Here is a 26,894-nt window from a genome sequence, read left to right on the forward strand (position 1 = left end):
GCCATGATGCTCAGGACCTCCCTCAGGAACCTCCTCGCCCACAAGGGCCGGGTGGCGCTCTCGCTGGTCGCGGTGGTGCTCTCGGTCTCCTTCGTCTCCGGCACCCTCGTCTTCGCGGACACCGCCACCGCCACCTTCGACCGCCTCTTCGCCTCCACCGCCGCCGACGTCTCGGTGAGCCCGAAGGGCGCGGGCTCCGACGACGACCAGCAGTACGGCGGCGCCCGGGCCGCGACCCTGCCCGACTCCGTGGTGCGGCGGGTGGCCGCGCAGCCCGGCGTGCGCAGCGCGGCCGGCGACGTCTCGGTGCAGGACGCCACCGTCGTCGACCCCGCGACCGGCAAGGCGATCGGCCCGACCGGCGGCGCCCCGACCATCGCGGGCAACTGGTACGAGACCCCCAACCCCGCCCTGCGGATCACCTCCGGCCGGGTCCCGCACGGCCCCGGCGAGGCGGTCCTGGACGCGGACACCGCCGGGAAGGCCGGCCTGGGGACCGGGGACGCGCTGCGCGTGGTCACCCCGGTCGGCGACTACCGCCTCACCATCTCCGGCGTCGCCACCTTCACCACCACCAACCCCGGCGCCGCGCTGGTCTTCTTCGACACCCCGACCGCGCAGCGGTACCTGCTGGGCCGGACCGGCGTCTTCACCTCGGTCGCCGCGTACGGCGACGGCAGCCGCAGCGACGACCGGGTCAAGGCGGAGGTCACCGCCGAGCTGGGCCCCTCCTACACGGTGCGGACCGCCGCCGAGTCGGCCGCGCAGGCCCGGACGGGCGTGGGCGGCTTCCTCGACTTCATGAAGTACGCGATGCTCGGCTTCGCCGGGATCTCGCTGCTGGTCGGCGCGTTCCTCATCGTCAACACCTTCTCCATGCTGGTCGCCCAGCGGACCCGCGAGATCGGCCTCCTCCGGGCCGTCGGCGGCAGCCGCGCCCAGGTCAACCGCTCGGTGCTGGCGGAGGCGCTGCTGCTCGGCCTCCTCGGCTCCACGCTGGGCCTGGCGGCGGGCCTCGGCCTCGCGGTGGGCCTGGTCCGGCTGATCGGGTCGTTCGGGATGCACCTGGACGCCTCCGAGCTCTCCGTCCGGGGCTACGTGCCGGCGGTGGCGTACGCGATCGGCGTCGTCGTCACGGTCCTCGCCGCCTGGCTGCCCGCCCGCCGGGCGTCCCGGATCTCGCCGATGGCCGCGCTGCGCGACCACGGCACCCCGGCCGAGCCCTCCGCCCACCGGGTCCGGGCCGCCGTCGGCCTGGTGCTCACCGCGGCGGGCGCCGCGGCCCTGGCCGGCGCGGCGGCGTCGCACGGCGGCGCGGCCGGCGGGTCGCTGCTGGGGCTGGGCGTGGTGCTGACGCTGGTCGGCTTCGTGGTGGCGGGCCCGCTGCTGGCGGCCGGGGTGGTGCGGGTGCTCGGCGCGGCGCTCCCGGCCCTGTTCGGCCCGGCCGGGACGCTCGCCCAGCGCAACGCGCTGCGCAATCCGCGCCGCACCGGCGCCACCGCCGCCGCGCTGATGATCGGCCTGGCCCTGGTGACGGGCGCGTCGGTGGTGACCTCCTCGATGGTCTCCTCCGCCTCCAGCCAGATCGACCGGTCGGTCGGCGCGGACTACGTGGTCCGCTCGGCCTCCGGCGCCCTCCCGCCGCAGGTCGTCCGGGCGGTCACCGGCACCTCCGGGCTCGACCACGTCAGCCGGCAGAAGCAGGTGCCCGCCACGGTCACCACCCCGGACGGGAGGAGCACGGAGACCGGCGTCAACGCCGTCAGCCCCACCTACGCCAGGGACCTGCGGGTGCCCGCGGCCTCCGGCGACTTCGGCGCCGCACTGACCCGCGGCATCTCGGTGGACCAGGGCTTCGCCGACGCCCACCGCCTGAAGGTCGGCGACCCGCTGAAGGTCGCCTTCCGGGGCGGCGCGACCGAGACCCTGCCGGTCGCCGCGGTCACCGCCGACGACAGCGAGCTGTACAAGGGCCAGCTGTTCGTGGGCCTGGCCGTCGCCGAGCGGGCGCTGCCCGCCGACCGGCTGCCGCTGGACGTCATGCTCCTCGCCGCCGCGGCTCCCGGCGCGGACACCGGCAAGGTCTACGCCGACCTGCAGAAGTCGCTCGCCGACTACCCGCAGGTGCAGGTCAAGGACCAGGCCGACTACAAGGCGCTGATCCGCAAGCAGGTCGACCAGCTGCTGTCCATGGTCTACGGCCTGCTGGGGCTCGCGATCGTGGTGGCGGTGCTCGGCGTCGTCAACACCCTGGCCCTGTCGGTGGTGGAGCGGACCCGGGAGATCGGCCTGATCCGCGCCCTCGGACTGTCCCGGCGCCAGCTGCGCCGCATGGTCCGCCTGGAGTCGGTGGTGATCGCGGTCTTCGGCGCGGTCCTGGGCACCGGTCTGGGCCTGGCGTGGGGGACGGCGGCGCAGCGGGTCCTGGAGTCCCAGGGCCTCGACCTGCTGACGGTCCCGGTCGGCACCATCGCCGCCGTCTTCGCCGGTGCGGCGCTGGTCGGCCTGCTGGCGGCCCTGGGCCCGGCGTTCCGCGCCTCGCGGATGAACGTGCTGGCGGCCATCGCCACCGACTGACGCCGGTCCGCCGGACGGGGACGGCCCCGGTGCACCCCGCGTGCGCCGGGGCCGCCCCGTTGTCCGTGTGTGGGAGGAGAGGCGTGCGGGGGGAGGGGAGAGGCGTGCGGGGGAGTCGTGCGGGGCCGTCCCGGGCGGCCGGCGTCCCGCGCCCGCGTCCCGCGCCCGCGTCCCGCGTCCGCGCCCGCCCGGGTCAGGGGCAGGCGGCCCGGGTGGCGGTGGTGGTGGCCGAGGAGACGGCCGCCGGGTGCGGGGCGACGGTGACCCGCCGGGGCGCGGTGTGGTCGGAGCCGACGACCACCTGGAGGACGGCGCCGAGCCCGGGCACCGGGACCAGCCGGGCGCGGGGGAGGGCGGCGGCGAGGGTCCGCACGGACTCGTCCCACCGGGGGTCGTACCGGACGACGGTGCGGGCGGCGCCGCCGCCCGCGGCGTTGGAGGCCAGTCCGGTGGTGGCGAAGCCCGCCTGCCGGAGCTCCCGGTCGACGCGGGCGCCCAGGCCGGGGGTGCGGGTGCCGTTGAGCACCTGGACCCGGACCTGCAGCGGCGGGACGGTCAGCGCGCGGCCGCCCGGGGCCGGGGCGGCGGTGCGGTGCGCGGCGGCGCCGCCCGTGCTCCCGGCGGAGGGGGCGCCCGGGCCCGTCCCGCCCGCGCCCGGGGCCGGTGCCCCCGTGCCCGGCGCGGCCGGCAGCGGCCGGTCGTGGCGCAGGGCGTCGAAGAGGGCCCGGGCGGCGGGCGCGTCCCACAGCACGGTGGAGCCCCAGCCCGGGACGACGTGGTTGACGTCGGCGACCGGGACGGTCGTGAAGGCGGCGTCGTCGGTGGAGAAGCCGCGCAGCGAGGAGGCGAGGTCCAGCAGGTCCCGGGTGGACAGGCCCCGGTCGGCCTTGACGGACGCCAGGGCGGTGCCCATCACCCGGCCGAGCCTGGCGGGATTGAGCAGGGTGCCCTCGGAGGCGGCCTCGTGCAGGACCTGCGCGACCAGCCGCTGCTGGCGCTGCATGCGGCCGAGGTCGGAGCTGGCGTCCACGTGCCGGGCGCGGACGTACTTCAGCGCGCCCGCGCCGTCGAGGCGGGTGGCGCCGGCGGGCAGGTCGAGGCCGGCGTAGGTGTCGTGGAGGGGGACGGCGCTGCACACCTCGACGCCGCCGAGGGCGTCGACGGTGGAGACGAAGGTGCGGAAGTCGACCTCCAGGTAGTGGTCGACGCGCAGTCCGGTGGCCTGCTCCACGGTCTGCACGGTGAGCGGCGCCCCGCCCATCCCGTACGCGGCGTTGATCTTGCCGCGTCCGGCGCTCACCGGCCTGCCGGTGGCGGGGTCGGTGTGGGCGGGGATGGTGACGTAGGAGTCGCGGGGGATGCTGACGACGGTGGCCCGGGAGCGGTCGCGCGAGAGGTGGACCAGCATCATCGTGTCGGTGCAGTGGCAGGACTCGCCGCCGGCGTGCAGGACCTCCTTGAGGCGGCGGCGCGGGATGCCCTCGCGGTCGTCGGTGCCGACGAGGAGGAAGGTGGGCGCGCTGCCGTCGGAGGCGGCGGGCCGGTCGTGCGCCCCGGCGAAGGCGTCGACGCGGCCGAGGGAGTCCCCGACGCCGTTCAGGACGCTCCAGCCCGCGCCCGAGGCGGCGAGGACGCCGAGGGAGAGGGCGCCGGCGAGCCGGGCCCCCCAGCGGCGCCGTCGGGTCGCGGCGGGATCGGGGACGGGGGAGTCGTCGGGCACTCCTGCGACGGTAGGCGTGTCCGCGGCGCCGGGGGCGCAGCACACGCTGCCGCGCGCCCCGTTGCGCCTTTTCGGGTGAATGGATCCGCTTCTCCTTGACATGAACTGCGTCACCGTGGCGGGCGGGGAGCGGCGGGGTGCGGGCCACCTGTACGGTGGGCGCGATGAGCGCCAACACTGCCGAGGAGCTGCCGGCGGTCTCCGTGATCATGCCGGTGCTCAACGAGGAACGACACCTGCGGACCGCCGTCCGCCACATCCTGGAGCAGGACTACGCCGGCGGGCTGGAGGTGGTGATCGCGCTCGGCCCCTCCACCGACCGGACCGACGAGATCGCCGCCGCCCTCGCCGCCGAGGACCCCCGCGTCCGCACGGTCCCCAACCCCACCGGCCGCACCCCGGCGGCGCTGAACGCGGCCATCCGCGGCTCCCGCCACCCCGTGGTGGTCCGCGTCGACGGCCACGGCATGCTCACCCCCGGCTACATCGCGACCGCGGTGCGGCTGCTGGCGGAGAAGGGCGCGGCCAACGTCGGCGGCATCATGCACGCCGAGGGCGAGACGGAGTGGGAGAAGGCCGTCGCGGCCGCCATGACCTCCCGCATCGGCGTCGGCAACGCCGCCTTCCACACCGGGGGCGAGGCGGCCCCGGCCGACACCGTGTACCTCGGCGTCTTCCGCCGCGAGGTGCTGGAGCGCCTCGGCGGCTACAACGAGGAGTTCGTCCGCGCCCAGGACTGGGAGCTCAACTACCGCATCCGGCAGGGCGGCGGCCTCATCTGGTTCACCCCCGAGCTGCGGGTCTCCTACCGGCCGCGCCCCTCGGTGCGGGCCCTGGCGAAGCAGTACAAGGACTACGGCCGCTGGCGCCGGGTCGTCACCCGCTACCACCGCGGCTCGGTGAACCTGCGCTACCTGGCGCCCCCGGCGGCCCTCGCCGGCGTCGTCGGCGGGCTGGTGCTGGGCGCGGCCGTGCACCCGGTGTTCCTGGCGGTCCCCGGCGCCTACGCCGCGGCGATCCTGCTGGGCTCGCTCAAGGAGGGCCGCGGCCTCTCCGCCCGGGCCCGGCTCCAGCTGCCGGTCGCCCTCGCCACCATGCACATGTCCTGGGGCTGGGGCTTCCTCACCTCGCCGCGCTCGCTGGCCCGCCGCGTCATCGCCAGCCGGGCCCCCGAGGCCGGCGCCGTCGGCAGCCGCACCCTCGACGGGAGCCTCGCCGACCGCTGAACCTCCTCGCACCGGCCGCCCCCGCTCGGTACGCTCGCGCCATCCGCAGGCACGGGACGACCGGAAGGGGCGGCCGATGGCGTCGCAGGGCGGTACGGGGGGCATCCAGCCGAGCGCGGACGTCGACGCGCGCGCGGAGATCGGCGACGGCACCCTCGTCTGGCACCTGGCCCAGGTCCGGGAGGGCGCGGTGGTCGGCCGCGACTGCATCATCGGCCGGGGCGCCTACGTCGGCCCCGGCGTGCGGCTCGGCGACCGCGTCAAGCTGCAGAACCACGCGCTGGTCTACGAGCCGGCCGTGGTGGAGGACGGCGTCTTCGTCGGCCCGGCCGCGGTGCTCACCAACGACCTCTACCCGCGGTCCGTCGACCCGGACGGGAAGCTCAAGCGCGGCGACGACTGGGACGCCCGCGGGGTCGTCCTCCGCGAGGGCTGCTCCGTCGGCGCGCGGGCCGTGCTCGTCGCCGGGGTCACCGTGGGCCGCTGGGCGCTGGTCGCCGCGGGCGCCGTGGTCCACCGCGACGTGCCGGACTTCGCGCTCGTCGCCGGGGTCCCGGCCCGCCGTATCAAGTGGGTCGGCCGCGCCGGCGAGCCGCTGGAGCCCGCGGGCGGGGACGGGGACGGCACCCTCCGCTGGCGCTGCCCCCGCACGGGTGAGGAGTACGCCGAGCGGGACGGGGCGCTGGTCCAGGTCTGACGGGCGGGGCCGGGCGGGGGCCTGAGCGGCGCGCCGCCCGGCCCGCGCACCCGCCGGACGCGGCCGTGCCTACCAGATGTAGATGGAGCGGCCGTCCGCGTACTTCGCCGTGTTCACCCGCATGCACTGGCCCTTGTCGGTCTCGGCGTTCTGGGAGACCGCGGTGGCCGGGAGGTCGCCGGCCTTCGGCAGGGTGCTCGCGAAGTCGGTCCCGCTGCTCCAGTCGGCGCCGATCACCACCGTGGTGCGGTCGACGCGGGGGGACGCGGTCGTCCGGGACACGGGGATGCCGAGTGCCGCGGCCACCGCGAGGGCCTGCGCCTTTTCGGCGGCCGGGTAGAAGACGGAGGTCGTCTTCGCGGTGAGCGGGGTCGCGTCCACCGACGCCTGGGAGAAGCCCCGGGCGGTGAGGAACCCCGCCATGGCGCGCGCACGGCCGTCGACCCCGCCGCCGTTGCGCACGGCCACCCGCACGGCGGCCTTGTCGACGGGCGCGGAGGACGCGGCGGCGGGGGACGCGGCGGTGGAGGAGGCCGGGGAGGCGCCCCCCGCGGCGCCCGCGCCCCTGCCGCCCGCGGCCTTCGCGGGGCCGTTCCGGTCCAGCGGGATGTCGTTCGCGATCATCGCGAACACCCGGGCGGCCTCGGGCCTGGGCTGGACGTGCGCCTGGTCCGTGGGGATGTAGGAGAACGGCATCGTTGTCATGGTGATCCGCTTGGTCGGCACCCTGTTCAGGTCCAGGGCCAGGTCCGCCAGCGCCTTGATGCTGCTCAGCCCGTCGTCCACGGTGAGGGACCTCGTCGCCTGCTGCGCCAGCGCGTTGAGCTTCAGCGGGTTGGTCAGCGTGCTGGCCGCCTTCATCTGCCGGATCAGCGAGTTCATGTAGAGGTGCTGGGCGTGGGTCCGCCCGATGTCGGTCCCGTCCTCGAAGGCGTGCCGGGTGCGGAGCCACTCCAGCGCCTGCACGCCGCGGATGACGTGGGTGCCCTCCGGGAGCCTCAGGTGCGACCCCACCACGTGCCGGCGGCCCTGCCGGTCCACGGAGACCTGGTTGTCGGAGACGTTGTGGTCGACGCAGACCGGTACGCCGCCCACGGCGTCGGCCATGTCCACCACGCCCCCGAAGTCCACCATCATGTAGTGGTCGATGTGGATCCGGGTGAGCTGCTGCCACGTGCCCACCACACACCCGGGGCCGCCGCGGCCCAGGCTGGTGGTGATGATGTCGTGCACCGCGGGGAAGGACTGGCCGGTCTTCGGGTCCCTGCAGGGCGGTATGTCGACCTTGGTGTCGCGGGGGATGCTGAGGACCGAGGCGTTGCTGCGGTCGGCCGAGACGTGCAGGAGCATCTCGACGTCCGCGTGCGGGGGGCCGCTGTCGCAGGCGCCGCCGAGGTCGCAGTTGCGCTTGTCCCCGCGGCCGTCGGAGCCGAGCAGCAGGATGTTGAGGGGGGTCTGCCCGGCGGCGTTCGCCCGGGTCTGCGGCACGTTGACGTCGCTGGTGTTGAGGGCGCCGTGCTTGATGTTGGCGTTCAGGTTCTCGTAGTAGAACCAGCCCGAGGCGGCGGCGGCCACGAGGCAGGTGCCCGCGCCGATCGCGACCGGCTTCAGGAAGCGCTTCGCGCCGGTCTTCCGCTTCCGGCGGCTCGGACGCTGCCGTGCTTCCTGGCGCGCCCGCTGCCGCGGCCCCGGGACGCGGGGGGCGTCGACCGGGGGGGTGGTGCCGGTCCGGGCGGAGACGGTGGTGCCGGTCCGGGCGGTGTGTCCGCCGCCCGCGGTGCCGGAGCCGTCGTGCGAGGCCATCGGGGTCCCTCCACCTGTCCCGGGAAAGGCCGGAACTGTCGTGTGCGGCCGGGGCGCTCAATCTAACACCGGGTGACGACCCATCAGTAAGTCGGGAGGGAATGCAAACCCTTATGGGCCGGTGATGTACGTCACGCGTTCCGCATGCAACCTTTTCTGCGCGAACCGGAATGTGTGGAACGTGCACGGAAGGTGACGCAGTTGCCGGTCCGTGCGGAAAGGGGCGGGTCGGGCGAGGCCCTTCCGTGCCCCGCGGAACGCAGATGAAAGCGCAGGTCGCAGGGCTCCGGCCGCCCGACTGCCCTTTCCTGCCGAGTTTCGGACGGGATGTCGGATGCGGCGGACCGCCGACGCCCCGGAACGGTTCGCGGAACGGTTCGCGGAACGGGTTGCGGAACGGTTCGTGGAACGCGCCCCGGAACGGTCCGCGGAACAGCCCCCGGAACGCACCGCCGCCGGGGAGGGGGGCCCGCCGGGGAATCCGGAGGGCCGCCCTCCGGAATCCGGGGGCGGCGGTCCCCCTTTCCGCCCGGAGGGCGGTCCCGCGGTCCGGCCCGGAGGCCGGCCGCGGGACCGGGGTCAGTAGGTGTAGAACCCGCCCTGGTCCACGACGTGCATGCAGCCCTTCTCGTCCGCGGTCCTCGCGTCCGCCGACCTGGGGACGGCGCCCGCCTTCGGCGCGGCCTGCACGGGGAACGCGGTGCCCTCCGTCCAGTCCCCGCCGATGACGACCGCCACGCCGGCGCCGCCGCCGGCCGACCGGGACAGCGCGGAGGCGGGCAGCTTCAGGGCCGCGGCCACGGCCTGGGCCTCGGCGCGGTGCCCCGCACCGAAGGAGACCGTGGTCCTGGCCTGCGCCGGGGCGTTCCCCGGGACCCCGACGGCCGCCTTGGTGAAGCCGGCGCCGGTGAGCGCGCCGGCGACCACGGAGGCCCGCCGGCGGACGGGGGTGCCGTTCTGCACGGTGACGGCGACCGCGGCCCGGTCGACGGCCGGAGCCGGGGAGGCCGTCGGGGAGGCGGACGCGGGCTTCGCGGCCTTCGGCTTCCCGTTGCCGTCCAGCGGGGTGTCGGCGAGCAGCATCTGCCAGATCCGGTCGGCGTCGGGCTTGTTCAGCACGACGGTCGCCCTGGGGTTCCGCGGGTCGGGCAGGACCGGGATGGTGAGGGTGGAGATGCGGTTGGTCGGCACCTTCCGCAGCTCGGTCCCCAGGTCGTAGAGCTTCCTGATGCTGTCGAGGCCGTCGTCGACCTTGAGGGCCCGGGTGGCGGCCTCCGCCAGGTCCATCAGCTTGCCCGGGTTGGTGAGCGTGCCCTGCTCCTTCAGCATCCGGATCATCGAGCTGAGGTACATGTGCTGGGCTTTGGTGCGGTTGAGGTCGCTGCCCCAGGCGTCCCTGGTGCGCAGCCACAGGAGGGACTGCTCCTTGTCCAGGTAGTTGTCGCCCGCGGGCAGCTTCAGGCCGGTGCCGCCGTGGCTGTTCCTCCGGTCGTAGAGGTTCTCGTCGACGCAGACCTTCACCTTGCCGACGGCCTGCGCCATGTCCACCACGCCGCCGAAGTCGATCATCATGAAGTGGTCGATCTCGAGACCGGTCAGCCCGGTCCAGGTGCCCAGCACGCAGCCCGGGCCGCCGTGGGCCAGGGAGGCGTTGATGCGGGTGTAGGGCGAGGCCTTCCAGTCCTGCTTCCCGTCCGCGCTCCGGCATTCGGGAATGGTCACCATGGTGTCGCGGGGAATGCTGATGAGCGAGGCGTTGCTGCGGTCGGCGGAGACGTGGAGCAGCATCTGCACGTCCGCGAGCGGCGGGTCGTTCCTCAGGTCCTTGCCGCCGCCCAGCTTCCGGGCACGCTCGGTGGCGCGGCTGTCGGAGCCGAGCAGCAGGATGTTCAGCGGGACCTGGCCGAAGGCGTTGGGTGCGGTCCGCTGTCCCGTGGCGTCGCTGAGGTTCTTCTTCGACGACTGGATATTGCCGTTGAGATGCTCGTAGTAGAGCCATCCGGAAAGGGCTGCCACCGCCACGCAGGCGCCGGTTCCGAGGGCAGCCCATTTCAGGTGCCGCCGGGCGCGGGTTTTGGGCCTCCGACGGCTTCCCGGTGTTTTCGGCGTATCATCCGCCGGGCGCTGGACCGGGATTCCGGACGCGGCCGGGCCGCCGCCCCGGCGGCCGGAGGGGGCGGTTCCGCGGGGGTCGGGCGTCCCGCCGAGCGGGGCGGCGCGGTCATGCGTGGCCATGGGCCGGTTCACCTTCCCCCGGAGGACGCCGGCGGCCGACCGGCCGCCGCCATTCCGCAATCTACCTTTCTGCGGACCCTCCACGCACACGTCCGGGGGAATGAGGGGGGCAATAGGGCGCTGTGATCCGGATCACGTACGGCGGGGTGCAACCTTTTGCCGCGCAATTGCGTGCGGGTGTTCCGGCGGGGTGAATGCGCACCGCGTGCGGACCGTCACTGACGGTGCGTCACTTCGCGCAGGCGTTGGTGTCGGACGCCTCGACGCGCTGCAGGCCCGAGGGGGCGGCCGTCGGCACGGTCAGCGGGACGCCGGGACCCTGGAAGTCCTTGCCGAGCACCAGCAGCATCGGGTCCCTCTCCCCGGTGCCGTACTGGTCGGTGGCCTTCATCTGGGAGGCGGGCAGGCCCAGCGCCGCAGCGAGCGTGCGGGCCTGGTCCGCGTGGGCGGGGGCGTAGTAGAGGACCGTCTTCTCCGTCTCCGGGGCGTTGGCGCCGTTGCTGCTGCGGAGGAAGCCCTGGGTGTTCTGCATCCAGTCGACCGTGGTCTGCGCCTGTCCGGTCACGCCGCTGCCGTTCTTCACCGTCACCCGCACGTCGGCGGGGGCCGCCTTGGCGGTGGCCTGCGGCGAGGGGGTGCCGGCGCGCGCGGCGTGCTTCTTCTTCACCTTGGTGAGCGACTGGTCCGCCGCGACCAGGGCGAAGAGCTGCCGGGCGTCCGGCTGCTTGAGCACGAGGCGGTTCTTGTCCGCCGGGTCGTCCAGGACCGGGACGGTCGTGAAGGTGATGTGCTTGGTGTCGACCCCGCCGAGGTCCTGGGCGAGGTCCTTCAGCTTGAACACGCCGGCGATGGCGTCGTCGACCGTCAGCGCCTTCGTGGCCGCGTCCGCGAGCTTCAGCAGCCTGGTCGGGCTGGTCAGCGTCCCGTCGCTCTTCACCTTGCGGATCAGGCCGCTGATGAACTGCTGCTGGAGCGGGATGCGGGTGAGGTCGCCGCCGAAGCCGACCGCGTGCCGGGTGCGGACGAAGGCCAGCGCCTCGTCGCCCATGATGGTGTGCCGGCCCGCCGTCATGTTCAGGTGCGACTTGGGGTCGACGAGGTTCTTCGCGGCGCAGACCTCGACGCCGCCGACGGCGGTGGAGATGGTCTTCACGGCCTCGAAGTTGACCTCGACGAAGTGGTCGACGCGCACGCCGGTCAGCTGCTCGACCGTCTTCCAGGTGCAGCCGGGGTCGCGGTCGTCCTGGCCCAGGCTGGTGTTGAACATGGCGTTCTCCTGGCCCGGGATGACCTTGTCCCCCGTCTTGCACTCGGGGATCTTCACCATGAGGTCGCGCGGGATGGAGATGGCGGTGGCGTTGGTCCGGTCCGCGGAGACGTGGAAGAGGAAGGTCGTGTCGGCGTGGCCGACGCTGCCCGCGTCGCCGTACTTCTTCCCCAGCCCCTTCCGGCTGTCGGTGCCGATGACCAGGATGTTCATCGCCTTGTTGGCGGCCTTCGGGCGGTCCGCCTCGTCGCCGAGGTTCACCCGGACACCGGTGATGTTGCCGTTGAAGTGCTGGTAGGCGTAGATGCCCCCGGCGCAGCCGGCCACCAGGACGAAGCCGCCCACGCCCGCCGTCCACTTCAGGGCGCGGCCCTTGCGGGACGGTGCCCGGCCCGCCTTGCGGCGCGCGGCCCTGCCGCCGGCCTCCGGGACCGCCGTGGCGTGACCGGGCCGGGCGCCGCGCGCCCTGCGGGCCGCGGCGCGGCCCCCCTGCGGGGGGACGCCGGGGGCGGCGCGGTCCTCGGCGGGGGCGGCGTCCCGCGGGCGGCCCGCCGTACCGGCGGCAGGGCGGCCTCCGGGGCCGCCCTGCCGGGGTACGCCGCCCCACCGGCGGCCGGGTGCCCCGACGCCTGGCGCCCCGGATCCGGTTGCCCCGGATCCGTGTGCTTCGTCCCGCAGCCGGTAGCTGCCGGTGGCAGGGTCGAGGACCCACTGGTCCGCCGGGTCGCCGCCCGACCAGTCCGGGCCCCTGCCCGGGGCGCCGTGCGTACGGCCGTCTCCCGCGTTCACGGTTCCAACCTCTCCCGCTGTGCCGGTGTACCGCGCTCCCCCTGCGCGAGTGGATCCTGTGGTTCCTGGGTAGTACTGGGACACGCGCCCCCCTGTCGGGGCCCGCGGCGGCCGGTGCGTCCGCCGCCCCCCGGGGCGCCTGTGCCGGACGGGCCCCCTGGGCCGACCGGGCACACACTAGCTGCCTAGTTCAGCCGGTCGGCAGCCGTGTGACAAGTCCCGCCCTCGCCGGAACGGGCAAAACGGTGCAGAGTGGCGAGGATTTTAGGGGTGCATGGTCAACTCTTGCCGCAGACCTGTTGATCCGCCGTACGTCCTCCGAAGACCGGGGACGCCCCTGCGTCCGCGCTCACGGAGGGCGCCGGGGAGCCGGACGGGGAGGCCGGGGAGGCCGCGGAGGAGGACCCGGCGGGGGAGGAGGGCGTCGCCGAGGGCGCCACCTGCACCGGCCGGTCCTCCTTCAGCGCCTCGAACAGCCGGTCCGCCGCGGGCTGCACCAGCTGGTCGCGGTTGCGGTCCGCCGCGTAGGGCTCGCGGGGCGCGGTGAGGAAGGCCACGTTCTCGGGCCTCACCGACCGGAGGCTCTGCGCCAGGCCGTACAGCGCATGGAGCGAGCCGAGCCCCGGGTCGGTGGTGATCGACGAGGTCGCCGCGTCGAGCAGCGGCCACAGCCGGGCCGGGTTGAGCAGCACCCCGTCCGTCTGCACCTTCTTCACCAGGGAGCCGAGGAACTCCTGCTGGCGGCCCATCCGCGCGGTGTCGCTGCCGTCGCCGAGGGTCTCCCGCACCCGGACGAAGCCGAGCGCCTGCTCGCCGTCCAGCCGGTGCGGACCCGCGGTGAGGTCCAGCTTGGCGTCCTTGTCGTGCACGTCCCGGTCCAGGCAGACGTCGACGCCGCCGACCGCGTCCACCATCCGCTTGAAGCCGGTGAAGTCGACGATCATGTGGTGGTCGACGCGGATGCCGGTGAGGTCCTCCACGGTGCGGATGGTGCAGGCCGCGCCGCCCCGCTCGAAGGCCCAGTTGAACTGGACGAACGCCGGCCGCGTGCGGGAGCCGTCCGGCCGCTCGCACGCCGGGACGTGCACCATGGCGTCGCGCGGGATGGAGACGCCCACGGCCCGCCTCCGGTCGGCGGAGAGGTGCAGCAGGATCGTGGTGTCCGAGCGCTGCCCGCCCGACGCGCCGTACGCGGCGTTGGCGCCGCTGCGGTCGTCGCTGCCGATGAGGAGGATGTTCTCGGCGCCGTAGGTCTTCGGGTCGGCCCCCCGGGCCGGGCGGGCGGACTCCTCGTCCTGGAGGATGCGGTTGGTGGCCGCGTCGGTGCGGATGTTGCCGTCCAGCCGGTGGTACGCCCACCAGGCCCCGGCGCCGCCGGTGGCGGCGAGCAGGAGCAGGGCGGCGGCGCCGGCGGCGACCAGTCTGCGGCGGCGCCGGTGCGGGCGGCCGGGGGCGGGGGCGTGGTCGGACCCGGTGCCGTCCCGGTCGGCGGCGGGGCCGTCGGCGGTGGCGGTGCTCCCGGTCCCGGCGTCGGCGTCCCCCGCGTCCGCGTCAGCGCCCCCGGCGTCCGCGTCCCCCGCGTCCGCGCCCCCTGTGTCCGCGCCCCCGGCGTCCGCGTCCCCCGCGTCCGCGGAGGGGCCGGCGGCACCGTCCGGGGCGGGTGCCCCGGAGGCCCCGGGGCCGGATGTGTCCGGGCCGGATATCTCGGGGTCCGACGCCTCGGCCTCGGTGTCGGTCCCCGACCCGGCGGAGGGCCCGGCCGGCGCGGGCTGCCCCGCGGGGGCGCCCGCCGCGGGCGCGGTGTCGGTGTCGGGCGCGGTCCCCTCGGGGTGTGCGTGGGGTTCGGGGGTGCCCGGGGTGTTCGGTGAGCCTGATGAAGTGGACACGTCGGTTCTCGCTCCCCCTGTGCGTCGTGGCCGGGGGGCGCGTCCCTGCTGGGGCCGCGGCCGCCCGACGGATACGTCCGTGAGACACACCGGCGGATCGCAAGGTTGCACGAGCCCGCGAGGCCGTGTTCGTCCCGGGCGGCGCCTACCCGCGCAGGCGCCGCCCAAGGCTCGCCGGCGCGGATGCGGCGCCGCCCCGGCGCGGGGGTCAGCCCAGCCGCAGCGTGACCCGCTCGGACGCGGCCCGCTTCTCCCACTGCTCGGCGGAGAGCCCGTCCGAGTTGCGGCACAGCACCAGCGACGCGCCGGCCGCCAGGGGGGCCAGCAGGCCGGCCTCCAGGCCGTCCCAGGTGTCGTACGGCAGTGTCGACAGCACCCGGTCCCCGGCGCCGACGCCCAGGCGCGCCGCGCCCGCGCGGGCGTGCGCCACGACCTCCTCGGCGGTCAGGCGCTCCACCCGGCCCCCGGCGTCGACCTCCAGCGCCGTCGACTCGGGGTCGACGGGGGAGTACGGCGCGAACCGGTCTCCCTGGGCCGGCACCTCGGCCGCGTAGTCGAGGAATCCGGCGGGCCGCTGCGGGAACCGCCCGCCGAGCGGGCGCAGCGCCAGCGCCACCCGTTCGCCGGAGCAGGCCTGGGCGGCCTCCAGGCCGTCCGGTCCGCTGACCACCAGGTCGGCCTCCGCCGGGTCCGCGCCGGGGGCGGCGCAGACCCCGACGGACCAGCAGGCGAGCAGCCAGACCGCGGTCTGCCAGTGCGCGGGGAGCAGCAGGGCCGCCCGGTCGCCGGGACCGGCGCCGAGTTCGTCCTGGAGCAGGTTGGAGGTCTTGGCGACCCAGTTGTCGAACGTCCTGACGGACAGTTCGACCCTCTCCCCCGTGCCGTCGTCGTAGAAGGTCACCAGGGGGCGGGCGGGGTCCCCGTCGAGCGCGGATCGCAGCAGGTCGGCGGGGGTGCGGGCGTCGGCGGCGAATGTCGCAGTCATGGTGCGCCCCAGACTAAGGCCTGGACTCCCCGGCAGTGCGCGCGGGCGAGGCACGGAATGGCCACGGTCGCGGCGGCGGCCGTGCGGATCTGGCGGTTCGCCAGTTGAGGTGGCGTCATGAGTTCATTGGGCTCAATATCCTTTTTATGCGCATTGCTCTCGTGACAGTACTGGGGGCGGGCTGTGCCGCCGCCCTCGCCCTGCAGGGTCTCGCCCCCGGCACCGCCGCCGGACCGGCCGTCCGGGCCGGCCTCCTCCCCGGCGACGCGGCGGCCTCCACCCCCGGCGGCGGACCGGACGGAGCAACCACCGTCATCCCGCTCACCGCCGCACCGGCGGGCGCCGCCCGCCGTCTGCCCGCCGCCTCCCCGGCGGGTGGCGCGGGAGCCCGGGGGCCGCGGGAGCTCCCCGCGCGCCGCACCCACCGCTTCTCCCTGCTCGGCGTCACCTGGAACGACCCGCGCGCCGAGCTCGACGGCACGGTGCGGGCCCGCACCCGCGACAGCCGGACCGGCCGCTGGAGCGGCTGGCACCGCATCTCCGGCGGCTCCGACGACGCGCCGGACGTCGGAGCCGCCGAACGCGACGCCCCCGGCACCCGCGGCGGCACCGCCCCGCTGTGGACGGGTCCCTCCGACGGGGTCGAGGTCGAGGTGGTGCCCGGCCGCCGCGCCCTGCCCGCCGGGCTGCGGGTCGACCTCGTCGACCCCGGCACCGGGGTGCACAGCGCCGCCCTGCCGCGCGTCCTGCCCGCCGCGGGCGCCGCAGCCGGCGGCCGGCGCCTCGCCCGCCGGGAGTACGCCGCCGACCGGCCGGAGATCGTCACCCGGGCCGGCTGGGGCGCCGACGAGAAGCTGCGGACGGAACCGCCCCAGTACACCGGCACGGTGCGGGTCGTCTTCGTCCACCACACCGCCACCGAGAACGACTACGCGTGCTCCGACGCCGACGCGATCGTCCGGAGCATCTACCGCTACCACGTGAAGAGCAACGGCTGGCGGGACATCGGCTACAACTTCCTGGTCGACAAGTGCGGCACCCTCTACGAGGGCCGCGCGGGCGGGGTCTCCAGGGCCGTCCTCGGCGCGCACACCCTCGGCTACAACAGCGACTCCGCCGGCATCGCGGCCATCGGCAGCTTCGGCGACGGCGACGGCGACGTGCCCCAGGACATGCTGGACGCGATCGCCCGGCTCGCCGCCTGGAAGCTCGGCCTCGGCGGCCGCGACCCGAAGGGCACCGCCGTGCTCGGGTCGAAGAAGGCGGAGTTCAGGGGCATCTCCGGCCACCGCGACGCCCTCGCCACCCAGTGCCCCGGCGACGCCCTCTACGCGTACCTCGAGGACGTCCGCAGCGAGGCCGCGGACCTGCAGGGCCGGTAGCCCCGGGCGGACGGGCGCCGGGCCGCCGCCCGGCCCCGGGGGACCCGGCCGGACCTGCCGCTCGGACCCGCCGTGCGGGCCCGGACCGGGCCAGGCCGCGTACGCTGGGGCCGTCATGACCGTCCCCCCGCCCAGGTCCGCGCCCGGCCCGCAGCCCGCCGGCGCCGGACCGTGCCGCACCTGGCGCCCGCCGGGCCCGGTGGACGTGCCGCTCACCCTGGGCGTGCTGTGCCGGGGGCCGGGCGACCCGGCGTACCGCACCGCGCCGGACGGCGCCGTGTGGCGGGCCTCCCGCACCCCGGCAGGACCCGGCACCGTGCGGATCGCCGCCCGTCCCGCCGAGGGCGTGGTCGAGGCGCAGGCGTGGGGGCCGGGCGCCGCATGGCTGCTGGACCGGCTGCCGGACCTGCTCGGCGCCGCCGACGACCCGTCGGGCTTCGCCCCCGACCCGCGCCACCGGCTGCTGCACGACGCCCACCGGCGCCACCCCGGCCTGCGGCTCGGCCGCACCGGGCTGGTGATGGAGTCGCTCGTCCCGGCCGTGCTGGAGCAGAAGGTCACCGTCGTCGAGGCGCACCGCGGCTGGCGGCTGCTGCTGCAGTGGTTCGGCACGCCCGCGCCCGGCCCGGCGGCGGCGCCCGGCTCGCCGGTGGCCCGCATGCGCGTCGCCCCGGCGGCCCGCGACTGGGCGGCCGTCCCCTCCTGGGAGTGGCACCGCGCGGGCGTGGACGCCAGGCGGGCGGCGGCCGTCGTCCGGGCGGCGCGGCTGGCGCCGCGGCTGGAGGAGGCGTCGGCGATGGGCCCCGCCGAGGCGGTCGCCCGCCTCACCGCCGTGGCCGGCATCGGCGTGTGGACGGCCGCCGAGACGCTGCAGCGCAGCAACGGGGACCCCGACGCCGTCAGCGTCGGCGACCTGCACCTGCCGAACACGGTGGGGTGGGTGCTGGCCGGGCGGCACCGCACGGACGACGCGGGGATGCTGGAGCTGCTGGAGCCCTACCTCGGGCACCGGCACCGCGCCTGCCGGCTGGTCCGGCTCTGCGGGGCGCGCCCGCCGCGCCGGGCCCCCCGGTTCGCGCCGCGCGACTTCCGCGCCGTGTGACGCCCCGCCGCCCGGCCCCCGTGCCGTCCGGCACGGGGGCCGGGCGGTCCTGCGGGGCGGGGCCGCGGGCCGGTGCGGGAGCGCGTCCGCGACGCGCCGGGCACCCCGCCGGAGGCCGCCCGGTACCCGGCACCCGGCGCCCGGCCGCCGGGCGCCGGGAGCAGCCGGGCACCCCGGGCGCGAAGGCCCGTTTCTACCCGGTGCATCCCACGAGAAACGGGCGTTTTGCCCGGTTGGCCAGGGGCAGCCGATCCAGTGAGCGACCTTCGAGAGTGATCCCCGACAGGGTGAGGAGTGATCCGGCGTGACGACCGTCGAGCATTCGATCGACGTGGACGTGCCCGTCCGCACGGCCTACAACCAGTGGACGCAGTTCGAGGAGTTCCCCAGGTTCATGTCCGGCGTCGAGCGCATCGAGCAGCGCTCCGACAGGCTGACGCACTGGCACACGAAGATCGCCGGTGTGAGCCGCGAGTTCGACGCGGAGATCGACGAGCAGCGGCCCGACGAGCGCATCGCCTGGCACAGCCTGAGCGGCACCAAGCAGGCCGGCGTGGTCACCTTCCACCGGCTGGACGACACCCACACCCGCGTGATGCTGCAGCTCGACTTCGAGCCGGAGGGCATCGTCGAGCAGGCCGGCGACAAGCTGGGCGTGGTCCGCGGGCAGGTGAGCGGCGACCTGAAGAAGTTCAAGGAGTACATCGAGTCGCGGGGCGCCGAGAGCGGCGCCTGGCGGGGCGAGGTGCCCGGCGGCGCCGAGCGCCGGGGCGGTGCCGCGTCCGGGTACGGGACCGGCGCCCCGAAGCCCGGCGCGCCGGCCCACGAGGCCACCCCGCAGTGGGGCGATACCCCCGGCGGGCGGCCGGGCTCGGCCGGCGCGCCGCGGGAGCCGTACGCCGACCCGCACGACCCGTACGCCGACCCGCGCGGCGGCGGCATGCCGCCCCGCAGGCCGCGGCCCCGCAGGCCGCGGCCCCGCAGGCCGCGGTCCCACGGACCGCCCGGCCGCCGGAACGGCCCCACGGGTACGGACACTCTCCGGCCGTTCCGGCACCAGGCCGGGCCCCGCAGCCGGCCCGCCGTCCTCTCCCCCTCCGGCGGGCCGGCTGCCGTGCGGTCCCCGTGCCCGTACGCACGCCGCCCGGACCCCTCGGGGTCCGGGCGGCGCCGTGCGTCCGCGGCCGGAAGGGCCCGGGCGGCGCCGGGAGGGGCCGGGAGGGGAGGACCCGGGGTCGGGGTCAGCGGACCTCGACGAAGGCGTCCGCCGGCCGGGCGGGCCGGACCGCGGGGGCCTCGGCCGGCCGGCCGACCGCGACCGCGCCCATGGCGTCCCAGCCGTCCGGCAGCGAGAGCGCCCCGCGGACCGTCGGCCGGCAGAACATGGTGGACGACACCCACGCCGAGCCGTAGCCCTCGCCGGCCAGCGCCACCAGCAGGTTCTGCACCGCCGCGCCCATCGCGACCACGAACATCTCCCGCTCGGCGGCGCTGCGCCGCGGGTCCGGGTAGGCGTGGGCGCCGTCCGCGACCAGGCAGGGAACCACCAGGTAGGGGGCGTCCCGCAGCACGTCGCCGCGGCGGGTGCGGCGGGCGATCCGCTCCTCGTCCCAGCCGTCGATCTCCCGCAGGTCGGTGCGCCAGGCGTCGAGCATCGCGTCGAGGAGCTTGGTGCGGGCCGCCTCGGTCTCCAGCAGCACGAACCGCCAGGGCGTGGTGTGGTGCGGCGCGGGCGCGGTGACCGCGGCGGCCACCGCGCGGCGCACGGCCCCGCCGTCCACCGGCTCGCCGGTGAACCGCCGCACGGTGCGGCGCAGGGTGACCGCCTCGCGCAGTGCCTCGGAGGTGCCGAGGCGGAACATGTCGTCGGCGGCGGCCCGGATCAGCGCGCGGGCGCCGGGCCCGTCCTCGGCGGTGGCGACGCCGGCCAGTCCGCGGACGACCGCGACGGGCGTGCCGGAGGTCTTGCCCTTGGCGAGGTCCCCGGCGGCGGCGAGCTCGTCGGCGGTGGCGGTGACGGTGACGGCCAGCTCGTTGCCGTGGCTGTCGGTGCGGCCGCGGTGGTCGTCGAGGACGGCGATCCCGGCGGCGCCGATCGCGATGTCGGTGAGGCCGTTGCGCCAGGGCCGGCCGGCGGTGTCGGTGACGACGACGGCGACGTCCGCGCCGGTCAGCGCGCGCAGCCGGGCGCGCAGGGCGCGGGCGGAGGCGTCCGGGTCCTCGGGCAGCAGCAGCACGGTGCCGGGGGCGGTGTTGGAGGCGTCCACCCCGGCGGCGGCCATCACCAGGCCCTGCCGGTTCTCGACGATGCGGGTGAGGCCGCGGCGGGCCACGGTGCGGACGGTCTCGGCGTCGATCGCCGCCTCGCGGTCGGCGGCCGCCACGACCCGGCCCTCGGCCTTGCTGACGATCTTGGAGGTGACCAGCAGCACGTCGCCGTCGCGCAGGCCCGGACCGCCCTCCGCGGCGGCCGCGGCGGCGAGCAGGGCGGCGAGGTCGTCGCCGGGGGCCACCTCGGGGACGCCGGGGAGGGGCAGGACCGCGTAGCCGGTCATCCGCGCACCTCCTCGGCGAGGTCCAGGGCGGCCCGGGCCATGGCGGCGGCGGCCGCCGTGTCGGTCATCATCAGCGGCACCGCCCGGCAGGCGATGCCGGCCGCCTCGACGCCGGGCACCGCGTCCGCGTCCGAGGTGTCCACCAGCCAGCCGTCCAGCAGCCCGGGGCCGTAGTGCCGGGCCACCGCCTCGGCGGTCGACTCCACGCCGACGGCCGCCAGCACCTTGTCGGCCATGCCGCGCACGGGGGCGCCGCCGACGATGGGGGAGAGGCCGACCACGGGCGCGTCCGCCTCCGCGACGGCCTGCCGGACGCCGGGGACGGCGAGGATCGTGCCGACGCTGACCACCGGGTTGGACGGCGGCAGCAGGATGACGTCGGCCTCCGCGATCGCCTCCAGCACGCCCGGCGCGGGCTTGGCGTCCTCGGCGCCGACCGGGACCACCGCGAGCGCCGGGACCTCGGCCCGCAGCCGCACCCAGTACTCCTGGAAGTGCACGGCGCGGCGGCCCTCGGCGTCCTCGACGAGGACGTGGGTCTCGACCCGGTCGTCGGACATCGGGAGCAGGCGCACGCCCGGCCGCCAGCGGGCGCACAGCGCCTCGGTGACCGCGCTCAGCGGGTAGCCGGCGGCGAGCATCTGGGTGCGGACGACGTGGGTGGCCACGTCGCGGTCGCCCAGGCCGAACCAGTCGGGCCCGACGCCGTACGCCTTCAGCTCCTCCTTCACGGACCAGGTCTCGTCGGCCCGGCCCCAGCCCTGCTCCTCGTGGATGCCCCCGCCGAGGGTGTACATCACGGTGTCGAGGTCGGGGCAGACCTTCAGGCCGAAGAGGTGGATGTCGTCGCCGGTGTTGCCGACGACGGTGATCTCGGCGGGAGCGGACGGGGACGGGTCGCCGCCGGGGGCGACGGCTTCCTTGAGGCCGCGCAGGAAGCGCGCCCCTCCGATCCCTCCGGCCAGTGCCACGATGCGCATGCAGCCATCCTCGCAGGCGCGGCGCGCCCCGCCGTCAGGCGCCCTCGTACACGCCGGGCCCGTGCGGGCCGCCGGCGGGCAGCCGCGCGGGGGGCCGCACGGGCTCCGCGGACGGCCGGTGCCGGTTCATCTCCACCAGGCCGGGTGCGTAGACGTGGATGCTCACGGCGGGCTCCAGGGAGGCGTTGACCACCTCGTGCACGGCCCCGGTGCCGCCGGGCCGCCCGGGCGTGCCGCCGCGCGCCGGGCGGCCCGGCAGGACGCGGACCGTGCCGGGCCGCAGGGTGCGGGAGCGCTCGCCGGAGCGGTCCCGCGAGCGCTCGGCCAGCTCGCCGCGGACCACGGTCATCACGCCGAGCGAGGCGCCGTGGTCGTGCAGCCCGCTGGACTGGCCGGGCAGCCAGCTCAGCAGCCACACCTCGTGGCCGGGGCCGGTCGCCAGCCGGGCGTACCAGCGGGTGAGGGCGTCGTAGCGGACCAGCGGCTCCCAGCGGGCGCGGTCGGCGGCGGTCCCGCGGACCAGCGCGGTGAAGTCGGCGACGGTGGCCGGCCCGGCGGGCGCGGCGTCCACGGCGAGGTGCGGGAAGGCCAGGGGGTCGCCGGCGACGGAGAGGTCGCTGAGGCCGTCGGACCAGCGGGGCGCGGGCGCGGCGGGACGGGCGGCGGGCTGCTCGGGGGTGCGGTGCACGGGTGGGTCCTCGCGGAGGCGTGCGCGCGGGGCCGGGAGCGGGCGGCGGTGCTCGGGCTGCAGGGCCGGGCGCGCGGGGGGCAGGGGCCTGGGGTGCGTGCCGGCGCCCGGCGGAGCGGGCGCTACGGACGGCGGGTGCGAGGACAACAGAGCGCGCTGGCGGCACGGCGGAGCTCGACGTGGAGGCTCCGGTGGGCGAGGCGCGCGGACATGGGGCCAAGGAGACCCCGGAGGCCCGCCGGATGTCAAACCGTCAGCGCGGGTACCGTCGGCCGTCACTCGATCGACGGATGTTGCGGGCACGGTGTTTGCGTGCCGGAGCCCCCGGGAAGCAGCGCGTCATCAGTCCTGGGCGGTCCCGTGCCCGGCTGTGATCCACACCGCCTCCGCCGCCGACCGGGCAACCGCCGGGCTGCGGAGACCGTCTTTCCCGAGGAGACGGCGGGGGTCCGGCCGGCAGCGCTCCTTCCCCAGGTGATGGTTCCGGTTTGCCCGAATATGCACACTATTCGTGGCCCCTTGGTTCCGGGGAGTGAATCCACCGGCCAATACCAGAGCCCGGCTTGACTGAGCCAGAGTGACGCACTTGTAATTTCACTCGTGTCGTTCACCGCCACGGGCGAGGGCGGCACACGGGGAAGCTGAAGAGGGGCTAGGAGGCGCGCCGCATGAGCGAGCTCTTTGAGCTGATGATCGGTGAGGACACCGAGGAGGAGCTCGGCTGGCAGGAGCGCGCCCTGTGCGCCCAGACCGATCCCGAGTCGTTCTTCCCGGAGAAGGGCGGTTCCACCAGGGAGGCCAAGAAGGTCTGCCTGTCCTGCGAGGTCCGCTCCGAGTGCCTGGAGTACGCCCTCGCCAACGACGAGCGGTTCGGGATCTGGGGCGGCCTCTCCGAGCGGGAGCGCCGCCGGCTGAAGAAGAGCGCGGTCTGACGGCCGCGCCCGGCCCGCGGTCCGGCAGGGCGACCTGACCGGCCGTCGGCACACCGGCGCCAGGACATCTGCACACGAGCACCACAGCTGCGCCCCGCCCGACCGGCGGGGCGCAGCCGTGTGCGGGCCTCGCGGCCCGCCGCCCCCGGCGGAGCCGTTAGTGTGGTGCGCCATCCGGAGAAGCGTCGTCCGGACCGCGCACCGCCGGCACCCGGGCAGGCCGTCCCCGCCCCCGGCAGGCACAGCGCGCGCAACCTGCCGTCCATGCGAACCGGGGCCCGCTCACGCGATGACTGCCTACAGCCACACCCGACCGCCGGCCTACCCGAGGCACCTGGTCACCGCCGTCGTCGTCGCGCACGACGGCGCCCGCTGGCTCCCCAGGACCCTCCAGGGCCTCCTCGGCCAGGACCGCCCGGTCCAGCGCGTCGTCGCCGCCGACACCGGCTCCGCCGACGCCTCGCCGCGGCTGCTCGCCGACGCGCTCGGCGGCGGCGTCCTCCACCTGGCCCGCCGCACCGGCTTCGGTGCCGCCGTCGGCGAGGCCGTCCGCTCCACCGCGCCGCTGCGCCCCGAGGACCTGCCCTACGACCTCGCCCCGGCCGGGCCCGCCGCCTCCGCCGGCGCCTGGGACGAGTACGGCGACCCGCTCGGCCGCGACGACGCCCTCGACGGCGGCGGGCACGGCGGCTCCGGCGAGCCCGTGGAGTGGCTCTGGCTCCTCCACGACGACTCCGAGCCGCAGCCCGACGCCCTGCGCCGCCTCCTCCAGGTCGCCGACTCCACCCCCTCCGCCGCCGTCGTCGGCCCCAAGCTCCGCAGCTGGTACGACCGCCGCCAGCTGCTGGAGGTCGGCGTCACCATCGCCCGCTCCGGCCGCCGCTGGACCGGCCTGGACCGCCGCGAGCAGGACCAGGGCCAGCACGACCAGGTGCGCCCCGTCCTCGCCGTCTCCACCGCCGGCATGCTGGTCCGCCGCGACGTCTTCGAGCAGCTCGGCGGCTTCGACCGGGCGCTGCCCCTGATGCGTGACGACGTCGACCTGTGCTGGCGGGTCAACGCCGCCGGTCACCGCGTCGTCGTCGCCCCCGACGCCGTCCTGCGCCACGCCGAGGCCGCCAGCCGCGAGCGCCGCCCCATCGACTGCGCCCCCGACCACCCCCACCGGGTCGACAAGGCCGGCGCCGTCTTCACCCTCCTCGCCAACTCCCGCGGCCTGCTGCTGCCCTACGTCCTGCTGCGGGTGCTGCTCTCCACCCTGGTCCGCGCCGTCGGCTACCTCGTGGGCAAGGCCCCCGGCCAGTCGCTCGACGAGCTCGCCGGCCTCGGCCACGTGCTGCTGCGGCTGCCCGGCGTCCTCGGCGCCCGCGTCCGCCGCTCCCGCACCCGCTCCGCCGACGCCCTCGACGACCGGACCCTCTTCCCCGCCCCGGGCGCCACCGTCCGCCTCACCGTCGAGCAGGCCGCCGGCGCCCTGGGCGCCGGCCGCGGCGACGACTCCGGCGCCGGACGCCACGGCGGCGCGGAGAGCGGACCCACCGACGACGACGCCGACTTCCTGGAGGTCGAGCAGTTCGCGCGGCTCAAGCGGATCGCCCGCCGCCCCGCCCCGGTGCTCTTCGCCGGACTGCTGCTGGTCGCCCTCGCCGCCTGCCGCGACCTGGTCGGCGGCGGCACCCTGCTCGGCGGCGCCCTCCTGCCCGCCGACCGGGCCGCCGGCCTGTGGCACGCGTACGCCGACGCCTGGCACCCCGTCGGCGCCGGGTCCACCGCCGCCGCCCCGCCCTACCTCGGCGCGCTCGCCGTGCTCTCCTGGCTCCTCGGCGGCGACGCCGACCTCGCGGTCACCCTGCTGCTCGTGCTCTCCGTGCCGCTGGCCGGCGTCTCCGCCTACCTCGTCACCCGGCCGCTGGTGGAGTCCCGCGCCGTCCGCGCCTGGGCCGGCGCCGCCTACGCCTTCCTCCCCGCCGCCACCGGCGCCCTCGCCCAGGGCCGCATCGGCACCGCCGTCCTCGCCGTGCTGCTGCCGCCGCTGGCCCGCGCCGCCGCCGTCGCCGCCGGCCTCGGCATCCGCCGGGAGACCGCCGCCCGCGGCGCCCGCCCCGGCTGGCGCAGCGTGTGGACGGCCGCCCTGCTGCTCACCGCGGTCACCGCCTTCGTCCCCGCCGTCTGGGCGCTGGCCCTGCTGCTGTGCGCCGCGGCGGTGGCCGCGGCCGCGGTCCGCGGCGGCGCGTACGGCAGCGGCGCGGTCGCGGTGCGCCGCCTCGGGCTGCGCTGCCTGGCCGTCGCCGCCACGCCGGTCCTGGTGCTGGCGCCCTGGTCGCTGGACGTCCTCGGCTCGCCCTCCCGGCTGCTGCTGGAGGCCGGACTGCCCCGCGGCGCCGGCGCCGCCGCCACCCCCCTCGGCCTGGTCCTGGTCAACCCCGGCGGCGCCGGCACCCCGCCCCTGCTCCTCTCCGCGGGCGTGGTGCTCGCCGCCCTGGCCGCCCTGCTGCGCGCCGACCGGCGCCGCGCCGTGCTGGCCGCCTGGGCCGGCGCCGCGGTCGGCCTGCTCTTCGCCGTCGTCGTCGCGGGCACCGCGGTCACCCCCGGGCCGGGCGCCCTGCCGGTCGCCGCCTGGGCCGGGCCCGCCACCCTGCTCACCGGAACCGCCCTGCTCGCCGCGGCCTGCATCGGCGCCGACGGCGCGCAGGCCCGCGTCGCCGGCATCGACTTCGGCTGGCGGCAGCCGGTCGCCGCCCTGGTGGTGTTCGCCGCCGTCCTCGCCCCCCTCGGCACGGCCCTGTGGTGGGCGGTGCGCGGCGCGGGCGACCCGCTGCGGCGCACCAGCCCGGTGCAGGTGCCGGCGTTCGTCGCCGCCGAGTCCGGGACCGTCGACCGCACCCGCACCCTCGTCCTGCACGGCGACGCCGACGGCAGCGCCGTCACCTACGCGCTGGTCCGCGGCTCCGGCCTGTCCCTCGGCGACGCCGAGACCGACACCCCGGCGCCCGGCCTCACCACCCTGGTCGGCAACCTGCTGGCCGGCTCCGGCGGCGACCAGTCCGGGCGGCTCGCGGGCTACGCGGTGCAGTACGTGCTGGTCCACGACCCGCTCACCGCCAAGGTGCAGGACGTCCTGGACACCACCCCGGGCCTCACCCGGGTCAGCCAGGAGGGCGGCACGGCCCTGTGGCGGATCGACGGCGCCCCCGCCGCCCGCGCCGTGCTCACCGCCCCCGACGGCACGGTCACCCCCGTGCCCTCCGGGCCGTCCGACATCCGCACCGCCGTCCCCGCCGGCCCCGACGGCCGGGTGCTGCGCCTCGCCGAGCGTGCGGACGACGGCTGGCAGGCCACCCTCGACGGCCGCGCCCTCCCGGCGGTCCCCGCCGTCGACGGCTGGGCGCAGGGGTTCCGGCTGCCCGCCTCCGGCGGCACCCTCGCCGTCACCCACCGCGGCGGCGCCCTGCACACCGGCCGGATCTGGGTGCAGGTGCTGCTCGCCCTCACCCTCGTCGTGCTGGCCCTGCCGGCCCGGCGCTCCACCAACGACGACGACCTGCCGGAGGAGGAGGCCCCGCAGGCCGCCGAGCCGCCGGTGCCCGGCAGCCGCCGCGCCCGCCGTCTCGCCGCCGCCGAGGGGGCGGACCCGGACGGCGACGGCCCCGGCGACGCCTCCCTGCCGGAGGGTGCGGAGGCCGACGGCGCGGTGTACGCGGCGGCGGTCCCGTCGCAGGCCGCCGCCGACGCGTACGGCTACGACCCGCACACGCCCGCCGGCGCCTACGCGGACCCGGGATACGCCCAGCAGCCCTACCAGCAGGCCGGACCCGCCGCCTGGGACCCGTACGCGGCGCCCCGGCAGGAGCCCTACGGGGTCCCGGCACCCCACCCCGGCCACGACCAGGCCGCGGGCTACGACCAGGCCGCGGACTACGGCTGGGACCCCTACGCCCAGGGCGCCGGGCAGGACGGCGACCAGGGGGCCTACGGCTCGCTGGACGCCGACGACCCCTGGCTGCAGCAGGGCGGCCACGCCGACCCCTACGGGCCGGGCGACAGCCGCCGCGACGGATCCGGGAGCTGAC

Annotated in this window: 16 protein-coding genes and 1 pseudogene; 8 read left to right on the top strand and 9 right to left on the bottom strand. The window is 76.6% G+C overall.

Features of this window, described 5'->3' with window-relative positions; genetic code table 11:
- Positions 1-3: 3 nt before the first annotated feature.
- Positions 4-2,577 carry an ABC transporter permease gene (locus ACFY07_RS06415; protein WP_390867633.1) on the top strand — a complete coding sequence of 858 codons (2,574 nt, stop codon included), beginning with the start codon at positions 4-6 and terminating at the stop codon, positions 2,575-2,577.
- 193 nt (positions 2,578-2,770) lie between these two features.
- On the opposite strand, the gene ACFY07_RS06420 is transcribed toward ACFY07_RS06415, so the two are convergent.
- Positions 2,771-4,297 carry an LCP family protein gene (locus tag ACFY07_RS06420; RefSeq protein ID WP_390867634.1) on the bottom strand — a complete coding sequence of 509 codons (1,527 nt, stop codon included), beginning with the start codon at positions 4,295-4,297 and terminating at the stop codon, positions 2,771-2,773.
- A 164-nt stretch (positions 4,298-4,461) separates the two neighbouring features.
- Between ACFY07_RS06420 and ACFY07_RS06425 the strand changes: the two genes are divergently transcribed.
- Both ACFY07_RS06425 and ACFY07_RS06430 read left to right on the top strand, forming a co-directional pair.
- The gene (locus tag ACFY07_RS06425; protein WP_390867635.1) at positions 4,462-5,523 is read left to right on the top strand and encodes a glycosyltransferase family 2 protein; all 1,062 of its coding nucleotides are present in this window, start codon (positions 4,462-4,464) and stop codon (positions 5,521-5,523) included.
- 76 nt (positions 5,524-5,599) lie between these two features.
- Positions 5,600-6,220: an acyltransferase gene (locus ACFY07_RS06430; protein ID WP_390867636.1), complete on the top strand. Its 621-nt coding sequence runs from the start codon at positions 5,600-5,602 to the stop codon at positions 6,218-6,220.
- Between the two features lie 69 nt (positions 6,221-6,289).
- Here ACFY07_RS06430 and ACFY07_RS06435 read toward each other — a convergent pair whose 3' ends face one another.
- The 5 genes from ACFY07_RS06435 to ACFY07_RS06455 all read right to left on the bottom strand — a co-directional run bounded on the left by ACFY07_RS06435 (position 6,290) and on the right by ACFY07_RS06455 (position 15,185).
- On the bottom strand, positions 6,290-8,023 hold the full coding sequence (locus ACFY07_RS06435; protein WP_390867638.1) for an LCP family protein: 1,734 nt from the start codon (positions 8,021-8,023) through the stop codon (positions 6,290-6,292).
- Between the two features lie 579 nt (positions 8,024-8,602).
- On the bottom strand, positions 8,603-10,039 hold the full coding sequence (locus ACFY07_RS06440; protein ID WP_390867639.1) for an LCP family protein: 1,437 nt from the start codon (positions 10,037-10,039) through the stop codon (positions 8,603-8,605).
- A gap of 448 nt (positions 10,040-10,487) precedes the next feature.
- Entirely contained in the window at positions 10,488-11,870 is a 1,383-nt protein-coding gene (locus tag ACFY07_RS06445; RefSeq protein WP_390867641.1) for an LCP family protein, read from the bottom strand.
- 722 nt (positions 11,871-12,592) lie between these two features.
- Positions 12,593-14,200, bottom strand: a complete 1,608-nt coding sequence (locus ACFY07_RS06450; protein ID WP_390867642.1) for an LCP family protein — start codon at positions 14,198-14,200, stop codon at positions 12,593-12,595.
- A gap of 208 nt (positions 14,201-14,408) precedes the next feature.
- Positions 14,409-15,185 (bottom strand): TIGR03089 family protein, encoded by a 777-nt coding sequence (locus tag ACFY07_RS06455; protein ID WP_390867643.1) that lies wholly within the window; start codon positions 15,183-15,185, stop codon positions 14,409-14,411.
- Positions 15,186-15,331: 146 nt separating this feature from the next.
- Between ACFY07_RS06455 and ACFY07_RS06460 the strand changes: the two genes are divergently transcribed.
- The 3 genes and pseudogenes from ACFY07_RS06460 to ACFY07_RS06470 all read left to right on the top strand — a co-directional run.
- Positions 15,332-16,567, top strand: a complete 1,236-nt coding sequence (locus tag ACFY07_RS06460) for a peptidoglycan recognition protein (protein ID WP_390867644.1) — start codon at positions 15,332-15,334, stop codon at positions 16,565-16,567.
- Between the two features lie 115 nt (positions 16,568-16,682).
- On the top strand, positions 16,683-17,669 hold the full coding sequence (locus tag ACFY07_RS06465; RefSeq protein ID WP_390867645.1) for a DNA-3-methyladenine glycosylase family protein: 987 nt from the start codon (positions 16,683-16,685) through the stop codon (positions 17,667-17,669).
- Between the two features lie 304 nt (positions 17,670-17,973).
- A pseudogene (locus ACFY07_RS06470) lies at positions 17,974-18,417 on the top strand (SRPBCC family protein); the annotation flags it as partial.
- A 493-nt stretch (positions 18,418-18,910) separates the two neighbouring features.
- On the opposite strand, the gene ACFY07_RS06475 reads toward ACFY07_RS06470, so the two are convergent.
- From ACFY07_RS06475 to ACFY07_RS06485, 3 genes are read right to left on the bottom strand one after another with little or no spacing between them, the layout of a single operon-like run.
- Entirely contained in the window at positions 18,911-20,224 is a 1,314-nt protein-coding gene (locus tag ACFY07_RS06475) for a coenzyme F420-0:L-glutamate ligase (protein WP_390867646.1), read from the bottom strand.
- A complete protein-coding gene (cofD, locus tag ACFY07_RS06480) occupies positions 20,221-21,204 on the bottom strand; it encodes a 2-phospho-L-lactate transferase (RefSeq protein ID WP_230648428.1) in 984 nt (327 codons plus the stop codon). Before cofD ends, ACFY07_RS06475 begins: the two co-directional genes overlap by 4 nt.
- 34 nt (positions 21,205-21,238) lie before the next feature.
- Positions 21,239-21,892 (bottom strand): cysteine dioxygenase, encoded by a 654-nt coding sequence (locus ACFY07_RS06485; RefSeq protein ID WP_390867647.1) that lies wholly within the window; start codon positions 21,890-21,892, stop codon positions 21,239-21,241.
- Between the two features lie 668 nt (positions 21,893-22,560).
- On the opposite strand from ACFY07_RS06485, the gene ACFY07_RS06490 reads away from it, so the two are divergent.
- Both ACFY07_RS06490 and ACFY07_RS06495 read left to right on the top strand, forming a co-directional pair.
- On the top strand, positions 22,561-22,824 hold the full coding sequence (locus ACFY07_RS06490; protein ID WP_230648426.1) for a WhiB family transcriptional regulator: 264 nt from the start codon (positions 22,561-22,563) through the stop codon (positions 22,822-22,824).
- 289 nt (positions 22,825-23,113) lie between these two features.
- A complete protein-coding gene (locus tag ACFY07_RS06495; RefSeq protein ID WP_390867648.1) occupies positions 23,114-26,893 on the top strand; it encodes a glycosyltransferase in 3,780 nt (1,259 codons plus the stop codon).
- The last annotated feature ends 1 nt before the right edge of the window (position 26,894 follow it).

Source organism: Streptomyces sp. NPDC001380, assembly GCF_042895785.1.
GTDB lineage: Bacteria > Actinomycetota > Actinomycetes > Streptomycetales > Streptomycetaceae > Peterkaempfera.

What these genes read in the sequence shown, in the direction of transcription:
- ACFY07_RS06415 (WP_390867633.1), top strand. Translation starts at nt 4, where the DNA reads ATGATGCTCAGGACCTCCCTCAGGAACCTCCTCGCCCACAAGGGCCGG.
- ACFY07_RS06425 (WP_390867635.1), top strand. Translation starts at nt 4,462, where the DNA reads ATGAGCGCCAACACTGCCGAGGAGCTGCCGGCGGTCTCCGTGATCATG.
- ACFY07_RS06430 (WP_390867636.1), top strand. Translation starts at nt 5,600, where the DNA reads ATGGCGTCGCAGGGCGGTACGGGGGGCATCCAGCCGAGCGCGGACGTC.
- ACFY07_RS06435 (WP_390867638.1), bottom strand. Translation starts at nt 8,023, where the DNA reads ATGGCCTCGCACGACGGCTCCGGCACCGCGGGCGGCGGACACACCGCC.
- ACFY07_RS06455 (WP_390867643.1), bottom strand. Translation starts at nt 15,185, where the DNA reads ATGACTGCGACATTCGCCGCCGACGCCCGCACCCCCGCCGACCTGCTG.
- ACFY07_RS06460 (WP_390867644.1), top strand. Translation starts at nt 15,332, where the DNA reads ATGCGCATTGCTCTCGTGACAGTACTGGGGGCGGGCTGTGCCGCCGCC.
- ACFY07_RS06465 (WP_390867645.1), top strand. Translation starts at nt 16,683, where the DNA reads ATGACCGTCCCCCCGCCCAGGTCCGCGCCCGGCCCGCAGCCCGCCGGC.
- ACFY07_RS06475 (WP_390867646.1), bottom strand. Translation starts at nt 20,224, where the DNA reads ATGACCGGCTACGCGGTCCTGCCCCTCCCCGGCGTCCCCGAGGTGGCC.
- cofD (WP_230648428.1), bottom strand. Translation starts at nt 21,204, where the DNA reads ATGCGCATCGTGGCACTGGCCGGAGGGATCGGAGGGGCGCGCTTCCTG.
- ACFY07_RS06490 (WP_230648426.1), top strand. Translation starts at nt 22,561, where the DNA reads ATGAGCGAGCTCTTTGAGCTGATGATCGGTGAGGACACCGAGGAGGAG.
- ACFY07_RS06495 (WP_390867648.1), top strand. Translation starts at nt 23,114, where the DNA reads ATGACTGCCTACAGCCACACCCGACCGCCGGCCTACCCGAGGCACCTG.